5 protein-coding genes are annotated in these 6,927 nt (G+C 55.8%); 4 read left to right on the top strand and 1 reads right to left on the bottom strand.

Going from position 1 to position 6,927, the window contains the following annotated elements; genetic code table 11:
• The first annotated feature begins 148 nt into the window (after positions 1 to 148).
• The 4 genes from metA to aceK all read left to right on the top strand — a co-directional run bounded on the left by metA (position 149) and on the right by aceK (position 6,100).
• Positions 149 to 1,078 carry a homoserine O-succinyltransferase gene (metA, locus tag IM284_RS20865; protein ID WP_045631510.1) on the top strand — a complete coding sequence of 310 codons (930 nt, stop codon included), beginning with the start codon at positions 149 to 151 and terminating at the stop codon, positions 1,076 to 1,078.
• Positions 1,079 to 1,348: 270 nt separating this feature from the next.
• Positions 1,349 to 2,950, top strand: a complete 1,602-nt coding sequence (aceB, locus tag IM284_RS20860) for a malate synthase A (RefSeq protein WP_047362605.1) — start codon at positions 1,349 to 1,351, stop codon at positions 2,948 to 2,950.
• A gap of 31 nt (positions 2,951 to 2,981) precedes the next feature.
• Entirely contained in the window at positions 2,982 to 4,286 is a 1,305-nt protein-coding gene (aceA, locus tag IM284_RS20855) for an isocitrate lyase (protein ID WP_028015114.1), read from the top strand.
• Positions 4,287 to 4,336: 50 nt separating this feature from the next.
• Entirely contained in the window at positions 4,337 to 6,100 is a 1,764-nt protein-coding gene (gene aceK, locus IM284_RS20850) for a bifunctional isocitrate dehydrogenase kinase/phosphatase (protein ID WP_047366834.1), read from the top strand.
• On the opposite strand, the gene iclR is transcribed toward aceK, so the two are convergent.
• Positions 6,054 to 6,881: a glyoxylate bypass operon transcriptional repressor IclR gene (gene iclR, locus IM284_RS20845; protein WP_074148023.1), complete on the bottom strand. Its 828-nt coding sequence runs from the start codon at positions 6,879 to 6,881 to the stop codon at positions 6,054 to 6,056. The two genes, aceK and iclR, sit on opposite strands and share 47 nt — an antisense overlap.
• Between the last annotated feature and the right edge of the window lie 46 nt (positions 6,882 to 6,927).

The following is a 6,927-nucleotide window of genomic DNA, read 5'->3' as shown; positions in this document are numbered from 1 at the left end:
GGTGCGGGGTTTTTTGCTTTTGTTTTTCTCCCTCTCCCTGAAACTTTCTCACCTTCGACTTGCAGGCTCGACATTCATACCATTTCTGGGTATCGTTAGCTGTCTGGATGTCTAAACGTTTATACGTATATTGTGAGGAAGTAAGGTTATGCCGATTCGGGTGCAGGACGAGCTACCAGCCGTCAATTTCTTACGTGAAGAGAACGTCTTCGTGATGACGGCTTCACGCGCGACAGGTCAGGAAATTCGCCCGCTGAAGGTTCTCATCCTCAACCTGATGCCGAAAAAGATTGAGACGGAGAATCAGTTTCTGCGTCTGCTGTCGAACTCCCCGCTGCAGGTCGATATTCAACTGCTGCGTATTGATGCCCGCGAGTCACGTAACACGCCCTCTGAGCATCTGAATAACTTCTACTGTAACTTCGAAGATATTCGGGGGGAAAACTTCGACGGACTGATTGTGACAGGCGCGCCGCTCGGTCTGGTTGAATTTAACGATGTTGCTTACTGGCCGCAGATCAAACAGGTGCTGGAGTGGGCAAAAGATCACGTCACGTCAACGCTGTTTGTCTGCTGGGCGGTACAGGCCGCACTCAACATTCTCTACGGTATTCCCAAGCAAACCCGCACTCAAAAGCTCTCCGGCGTATACGAACACCACATTCTTCATCCACACGCGCTGCTGACGCGTGGTTTTGATGACACCTTCCTGGCCCCGCATTCCCGCTACGCCGATTTTCCGGCCCAGCTGATTCGTGATTACACCGATCTGGAGATCCTGGCCGAAACGGAAGACGGGGATGCCTACCTGTTTGCCAGTAAAGACAAACGTATCGCGTTCGTTACCGGCCATCCTGAGTATGATCCCGATACTCTCGCATCAGAGTATTTCCGTGATGTCGAAGCGGGTCTTAATCCGGATATCCCGTACAACTATTTCCCGAAAAACGATCCGCAGAACAAGCCGAGGGCAACCTGGCGCAGCCACGGAAACCTGTTGTTCACTAACTGGCTCAACTATTACGTCTACCAGATTACGCCGTACGATCTTCGCCACATGAATCCGACGCTGGAGTAATCGTCTGCATTAAACGATCCTAAAGCGTTTCAGCTATTCAGATCAGGCACCTTCGGGTGCCTTTTTTATTTCCGAAATCCTGTTCAACATACCAGGAAACTTTAACTCCATATTAATCATTATGTTGCGTTGTAATTAAAATTAAAATGGAAATTGTTTTTGATTTTGGAAAAATTATAGATAGTCTTAATTCTGCTGAGCGAAAACTACACAACGATCTTTCGTTCGCATTGGGGGCGTGATTTTGGATCTTTGATGAGGAGCAGAACGATGACTCAACAGGCAACCACGGTCGATGAATTGACCTTTACCCAGCCGAATGGTGAGCAAGAACAGCAGGTTTTGACGGCCGAAGCGGTAGAGTTTCTGACTGAGCTGGTGACCCGCTTTACGCCGCAGCGCAATAAGCTGCTGGCGGCACGCATTCACCAACAGCAGGAAATCGATAACGGCAAGTTGCCAGGATTTATTTCGGAAACTGCTTCCATTCGTCGTGGTGAGTGGAAAATCCGCGGCATTCCTGAAGATTTACAGGATCGTCGCGTTGAGATCACTGGTCCGGTAGAGCGCAAAATGGTGATCAACGCCATGAACGCTAACGTTAAAGTCTTTATGGCCGATTTTGAAGACTCGCTGGCCCCGGACTGGAACAAAGTTATCGACGGGCAGATCAACCTGCGCGATGCCGTCAACGGCACCATCAGCTACACCAACGAAGCCGGGAAAATCTACCAGCTCAAACCGAATCCGGCGGTGCTGATCTGCCGCGTACGAGGTCTGCACCTCCCTGAAAAACATGTCACATGGCGTGGAGAAGCCATTCCGGGCAGCCTGTTTGATTTCGCACTCTATTTCTTCCATAACTACAAAAACCTGCTGGCAAAAGGTAGCGGTCCCTATTTCTATCTGCCAAAAACGCAGGCCTGGCAGGAAGCCGCCTGGTGGAGCGAAGTATTTAGCTACGCGGAAGATCGATTCAACCTGCCGCGCGGCACGATCAAGGCCACGCTGCTGATTGAAACGCTGCCCGCCGTGTTCCAGATGAATGAAATTCTGCATGCCCTGCGCGACCACATTGTCGGCCTGAACTGCGGACGCTGGGACTATATTTTCAGCTACATCAAGACGCTGAAAAACTATCCCGATCGCGTACTGCCGGACCGCCAGGTCGTGACCATGGATAAACCCTTCCTGAGCGCCTATTCGCGTCTGCTGATTAAAACCTGCCACAAGCGCGGTGCCTTTGCGATGGGCGGCATGGCGGCCTTTATTCCGAGCAAAGACGCGGAGCGCAATAATCAGGTGCTCAACAAGGTGAAAGCCGATAAAGAGCTGGAAGCCCGTAACGGTCACGACGGCACGTGGATTGCCCATCCGGGCCTGGCCGATACGGCGATGGAGGTCTTCAATCGCGTACTCGGCGATAACAAAAATCAGCTGTTTGTCACGCGCGAAGAAGATGCCCCAACGGCTGAAGAACAGCTGCTGGCACCGTGCGCGGGCGAGCGAACGGAAGAGGGGATGCGTGCCAATATTCGCGTCGCGGTCCAGTACATCGAAGCGTGGATCTCCGGCAACGGCTGCGTGCCTATCTACGGCCTGATGGAAGATGCTGCCACGGCGGAAATTTCGCGCACCTCTATCTGGCAGTGGATCCACCATCAAAAAACGCTCAGCAACGGCAAGCCGGTCACCAAAGCCCTGTTCCGTCAGATGCTGGCCGAAGAGATGCGGGTCATCCAGGACGAGCTGGGCGAACACCGCTTCAGCAGCGGACGCTTTGACGACGCAGCGCGGCTGATGGAGCAAATCACCACATCAGATGACTTAATCGACTTCCTGACCCTGCCAGGCTACCGCTTCCTGGCGTAACTCACCACATAACAATATGGAGCATCTGCACATGAAAACCCGTACCCAACAAATCGAAGAATTAAAGAAAGAGTGGACTCAACCGCGCTGGGAAGGCATCCGCCGTCCTTACAGCGCGGAGGACGTGGTGAAATTACGCGGCTCGGTCAACCCGGAATGCACGCTGGCACAGAACGGTGCGGCGAAAATGTGGAAGCTGCTGCACGGTGGCTCCAAAAAGGGTTATATCAACAGCCTCGGTGCGCTGACCGGCGGTCAGGCTTTGCAGCAGGCGAAGGCCGGCATAGAAGCCATTTACCTTTCCGGCTGGCAGGTCGCGGCGGACGCTAACCTGGCCTCCAGCATGTATCCGGATCAATCTCTTTATCCAGCCAACTCGGTACCGTCGGTGGTGGATCGGATCAACAATACCTTCCGCCGCGCGGATCAGATCCAGTGGGCCGCAGGCATTGAGCCCAACGATCCGCGTTTTATTGATTACTTCCTGCCGATCGTGGCGGATGCGGAAGCGGGCTTCGGCGGCGTGCTGAACGCCTTCGAACTGATGAAATCGATGATTGAGGCCGGTGCAGCGGCCGTTCACTTCGAAGACCAGCTGGCGTCGGTGAAGAAGTGCGGGCATATGGGCGGAAAAGTTCTCGTCCCGACCCAGGAAGCGATTCAGAAGCTGGTTGCCGCGCGTCTCGCTGCTGACGTGCTCGGCGTGCCGACGCTGGTGATTGCCCGTACCGATGCGGATGCTGCGGACCTGATTACCTCTGACTGCGATCCGTACGATAGCGAATTTATTACCGGCGAGCGCACCAGCGAGGGGTTCTATCGCACGCATGCCGGTATCGAACAGGCCATCAGCCGCGGCCTGGCCTATGCCCCTTACGCCGACCTGGTCTGGTGTGAAACGTCCACGCCGGATCTGGCGCTGGCGAAGCGCTTTGCCGATGCGATTCATGCGAAATACCCGGGCAAACTGCTGGCCTACAACTGTTCGCCGTCCTTCAACTGGCAGAAAAAGCTGGATGACAAAACCATCGCCAGCTTCCAGCAGCAGCTGTCGGATATGGGCTACAAGTACCAGTTCATCACCCTGGCAGGCATCCACAGCATGTGGTTCAACATGTTCGACCTGGCGCACGCTTACGCGCAGGGTGAGGGCATGAAGCACTACGTTGAGAAGGTGCAGCAGCCGGAGTTTGCCGCTGGTAAAGACGGCTATACCTTTGTTTCTCACCAGCAGGAAGTGGGGACGGGCTACTTTGATAACGTGACGACCATCATCCAGGGAGGCGCCTCATCCGTTACCGCCTTAACGGGGTCAACCGAAGAAGCACAGTTCTAAACTTTTCCCCCTCTCCCCTCCGGGGAGAGGGACGGGGTGAGGGGGAATATATGTCGCGTGGCCTGGAATTGCTGATTGCCCAAACCATTCTGCAGGGCTTTGATGCCCAGTATGGCCGTTTTCTGGAAGTGACCTCCGGCGCGCAGCAGCGCTTCGAACATGCAGACTGGCATGCGGTTCAGCAGGCCATGAAGCAGCGTATTCATCTCTATGACCATCATGTGGGTCTGGTGGTGGAGCAGCTGCGCTGTATTACCGACGGTAAAAGCCCGGACGCGGCATTTTTACTGCGCGTGAAAGAGCATTACACCCATCTGTTACCCGACTACCCTCGCTTCGAGATTGCGGAGAGCTTTTTCAACTCCGTCTATTGCCGGTTATTTGACCACCGCTCATTATCTCCTGAGCGGTTATTTATCTTCAGCTCCCAGCCTGAGCGCCGCTTCCGTACCATTCCGCGTCCGCTGGCGAAAGATTTCTTTCCCGATCGCGGGTGGGAAAAGCTCCTGCATCGCATCTTAACGGATTTGCCGCTGCGCCTGCCGTGGGAGAACAAGCTCCGGGATATCGGCTATATCCATGCGCATCTTCGTGAAACCTACGGCGAGGAGGTGCTCAGCCGCAGCCATTTGCAGGTGGCCAACGAGCTGTTCTACCGGAATAAGGCCGCCTGGCTGGTGGGCAAACTGGTTACGCCGACGGCCATTGTGCCGTTTCTGTTGCCCATTCACCGTACCGACGACGGCGAACTGTTTGTCGATACCTGCCTGACCACCAGCGCCGAGGCCAGCATCGTATTTGGCTTCGCCCGCTCCTATTTCATGGTGTACGCCCCGCTGCCTGCCGCCCTGGTGGAGTGGCTGCGCGAGATCCTGCCGGGCAAAACCACCGCCGAGCTGTATATGGCGATTGGCTGTCAGAAGCATGCCAAAACGGAAAGTTACCGGGAATACCTGCGCTATGTCACCGCGGCGGATGAGCAGTTTATCGAAGCGCCAGGTATCCGCGGCATGGTGATGCTGGTTTTCACGCTGCCGGGCTTCGACCGGGTCTTTAAGGTGATAAAAGACAAATTCGCCCCGCAGAAAGAGATGACCGCCGCGCACGTCCGCGCCTGCTATCAGCTGGTAAAAGAGCACGATCGCGTCGGGCGAATGGCCGATACCCAGGAGTTTGAAAACTTTGTGCTGGATAAGCAGCAGATCGATCCGGCGCTCATGTCGCTGTTAATGCAGGAAGCGCCGACGAAAATCACCGATCTGGGCAATAAAATAGCGATTAGCCATCTCTACATTGAGCGCCGTATGGTGCCGCTCAATATCTGGCTGGAACAGTCAGAGGGCCAGGCATTACGTGATGCCATTGAAGAGTACGGCAACGCCATCCGCCAGCTCGCCGCCGCCAATATCTTCCCTGGCGATATGCTGTTTAAAAACTTCGGCGTCACCCGTCACGGGCGAGTGGTGTTCTACGATTACGATGAAATTTGCTACATGACCGAGGTGAACTTTCGCGATATCCCGCCGCCCCGTTACCCGGAGGATGAGCTCTCCAGCGAGCCGTGGTACAGCGTTTCGCCGGGCGATGTGTTTCCCGAGGAGTTTCGCCACTGGCTGTGTGCGGACCCACGCATCGGGCCGTTATTTGAAGAAATGCATGAAGATCTGTTCCACGCCAGCTACTGGCGCGGGCTACAAACGCGGATCAAAAAGGGGCATGTGGAAGATGTGTACGCTTACCGCCGCAAGCAGCGGTTTTGTGTGCGGTTTAACGAATCCCACCGTACGCCAGCGTCACCTCTTTCGCGGCCTTAATCACCAGCGCGCCCAGCTCGGTCACCCGGTCGTCGGTCATACGTGAGATGGGGCCAGAGATGGAGATCGCAGCAAACGGCTCGCGATGTTCGTCGAAAATACAGGCCGCGAGGCAGCGCAGCCCAAGGGCATGTTCTTCGTCATCAAACGAATAGCCGCGCTTGCGGGTCAACGCCAGATCTTCTTTCAGATGCACCGGCGACACCAGCGTGGCGTGGGTGTAGGCGTGCAGCCCTTTACGGTGCAGCAGCCCCGTCACCTGCTCTTCGCTGAGCTGCGAGAGAAACGCTTTCCCCGCCCCGGAGGCGTGCATCGGCAGCTTGCCGCCAATCGGCGCGGACATGCGCATCAGCTGCGTGCACTGCACCTGGTCGATGATAATCGCCTGGTGGTCGCTCTGGTCCAGCACCGCGAGGTTGACGGTTTCGCCGGACTCCTCCATCAGCTTGCGCAGAATCGGATGCACAATCGCCAGCAGGTTACGGCTCTGCAGGAAGCTGCTGCCCACGATAAACGCATGCGCGCCCACCGCCCAGTGCCCCAGCTCGCCGACCTGGCGGACAAAACCCAACTGCTGCATGGTGGTCAGCAGGCGGTGCGTGGTGGAGTTCGGCAGACCAGCCTGCTGGGCCAGCTCCGTCAGGGCCACGCTGCCGTGCGACTCGGCTATCCACTCCAGCAGCTTCAGACCGCGCGTCAGGGATTGAACCTGTCCGCCGGGTTGTGCAGCGGCGGTGGCGGCAGGTTTTCTGCCGCGTTTGGCGGGAACGGTCGCGACCATGACGATCTCCTTTTTCTGTATCGTGGAAATCATTTTCGTTTTATTT

Source organism: Enterobacter cloacae complex sp. P12RS (assembly GCF_014895875.1).
Lineage (GTDB): Bacteria > Pseudomonadota > Gammaproteobacteria > Enterobacterales > Enterobacteriaceae > Enterobacter > Enterobacter bugandensis.
This window is presented reverse-complemented; position numbering and strand designations above follow the sequence as displayed.